Genomic DNA, 434 nt, shown 5'->3' on the forward strand with positions numbered 1-434 from the left:
GACTTGACAAGGCTAAGACCTTTTGTATCTATTTTGGCTTGAGCAGTGAAGCGAGCCATTTTGACGGACAAAAACTAGCGAATTTACACCGATGATCTTTCTATCTGGCAGTGCCTGGGCTAGTAAATTTAGCACCTTTTCATCATTTTCGTCGTTATATGTTGGCATGATTAGCGCGCCATTTATAAAGATAAAGTTCGCATAGGTGCAGCCAAGCCTTTTGCCATCATAAAATTTAGGTTTTGGTAGTGGCAGCGCAAGCAGCTTAAAGCCAGTTTTTTTAAGCTCATCTTCCATCCTTTTAAGCTCATCAAAGTGCTCATCGCTCTTGACATCACAAGCTGCGTAAGCTATCGTATCAGGCGTGATAAAGCGCGCTAAAGTGTCGATGTGACTATCTGTGTCATCGCCTCTTATAAAGCCATTTTCAAGCC

The 434-nt window shown here is 42.4% G+C and carries 1 protein-coding gene; it reads right to left on the reverse strand.

The window, feature by feature from the left end:
- Positions 1-12: 12 nt before the first annotated feature.
- Positions 13-434, reverse strand: a 422-nt coding sequence (locus tag CYP05_RS04090; RefSeq protein ID WP_141090275.1) for an agmatine deiminase family protein, incomplete at its 5' end; no start/stop codon positions are given.

Source organism: Campylobacter concisus (assembly GCF_002913545.1).
Taxonomy (GTDB): Bacteria; Campylobacterota; Campylobacteria; order Campylobacterales; family Campylobacteraceae; genus Campylobacter_A; species Campylobacter_A concisus_AV.